The sequence below is a fragment of the Streptomyces sp. NPDC055287 genome (assembly GCF_053646035.1).
Map to the genome: position 1 here is coordinate 1 of NZ_JBSHNE010000128.1, position 1,560 is coordinate 1,560.

General features: G+C 68.5%; 2 protein-coding genes. One reads left to right on the plus strand and one right to left on the minus strand.

The genetic code is table 11. The features are described from left to right. Positions 1-47 precede the first annotated feature (47 nt). The gene (locus tag ACWIHY_RS40305) at positions 48-1,118 is read right to left on the minus strand and encodes an IS630 family transposase (RefSeq protein WP_454381733.1); all 1,071 of its coding nucleotides are present in this window, start codon (positions 1,116-1,118) and stop codon (positions 48-50) included. Between the two features lie 72 nt (positions 1,119-1,190). Between ACWIHY_RS40305 and ACWIHY_RS40310 the strand changes: the two genes are divergently transcribed. Next, on the plus strand, positions 1,191-1,520 hold the full coding sequence (locus tag ACWIHY_RS40310; RefSeq protein ID WP_069931794.1) for a hypothetical protein: 330 nt from the start codon (positions 1,191-1,193) through the stop codon (positions 1,518-1,520). The last annotated feature ends 40 nt before the right edge of the window (positions 1,521-1,560 follow it).

Here is a 1,560-nt window from a genome sequence, read left to right on the forward strand (position 1 = left end):
CTAGTGCTGCTCCGCAGAAGTTCGTGGAGGGGTTTTGATGCTCCTGTTCAAGCGGTTTTGAGCGGAGTGCCGTCGTAGGTCCAGCGGTATGGCTTCGCGGTGAAGTTGTGGTTGATCACGTAACTCTGCAGCTTGTCGACGAGGTCGTCACGGCTGGAGAAGTCGCCGTGCCGCAGGACGCGGCGGGCCAGGGCGGAGAAGAGCAGCTCGACCTGGTTCAGCCAGGAGGCGTGCGGCGGGGTCCAGTGCACGTGCCAGCGTGGGTGCTCGGCCAGCCACTCCTTGGTGTGCTTGGCGGTGTGGGAGGAGCCGTTGTCCAACACCACGTGGATCTCCTGGTCCGGGGCGATGGCCTTGTCCAGCTGGTCCAGGAATCCGGTGAAGGTGACCGCGTTGTTGCGGGCGATGATCTCGGTGAGGACCTCGCCGCTGTTCACATCCAGGGCGGCGATCAGGGACGCGGTCCCGTGCCGGCGGTACTCGAACTCCTCAAGAGCCGACTTGCCCGGGGCCGCGGGTTTGCCGGGATGGCGTCGCGAGCGGGCGGCGATCGCGGTCATCTCGTCGATGGACAACACCACCGCGCCCTCGGGCGGATCCCGGTAGAGGTCGCAGATGCTGGCCGCCCGCTCCCAGAAGTCGGGCGTGTCACGGCGGGTGAGCCAGCCGCGCACCCGGTGCGGCTTGAGATCCAGGTCGGCCAGGATCCGGCCGACCTGGGAGGCCGAGATCGCAGCGAAGACGGTGCCCGCGACCTGCGCGGCGATCGTGCGGTGCGACCAGGTCGACTCCGGATGCGGGGGCGCGCTGGTGGCCGCCGCCACGATCGCCACCCGCACGTGGGGCCCGTAGCTACGGGGACGGCCCGCCCGCTTTGCGTCCTTGAGCCCTTCCATCCCCGCGGCGGCGAACCGGCCGCGCCACTTGCGCACCGTGTTCACACTGACCGCCAGCTCCCGCGCGATAGCCCCATTCGCGTCCCCGTCCGCCGCCGCGAGCACAATCCTCGCCCGCAGCACCTGTCTGACCTGCGACTTCAGCGACACCACCAGCCGTAGCAGAGCGTGGCGCGCCGACTCCTCCAACTCCACGGCCACCGCCCGATCGGTCTCACTCATCCCGCTCCCGTCCGCACCGGCCAAAGACGATGATCATGGCGTGGCGGGGGCGAACCCTGCAGGATGGGGTCCGTGCCAAAGAACCCGCCCGAGTCCATGCAGCATCACCTGCGCCAGCGCCTGAGGGCCCACGCGAAGGAACGCTGGCCGCAGCTGACCGGCGTCACCGTCCGCTACCGCACCGGATTCGCCTATGTGGAGGGCGAGTTGCCAGACGAGGAACCACTCCCGCTGTGCCGCCTGCGCTTCCAAGGTGTCCTGCACACCTGGGGCTTCGCCCTCTACCTAGCCAGCAGCGGCAAGTACCAGGACAACGTCCTACCCACCGGGCTGCCCTTCGGCTCCCCGGAAGAAGCCCTCGACTGCGCCTGCGGGCTCTACCTCTCCGACCCCACCACCTGATCAACGCCCCTCCACGAACTTCCGCGGAGCAGCACTAGGA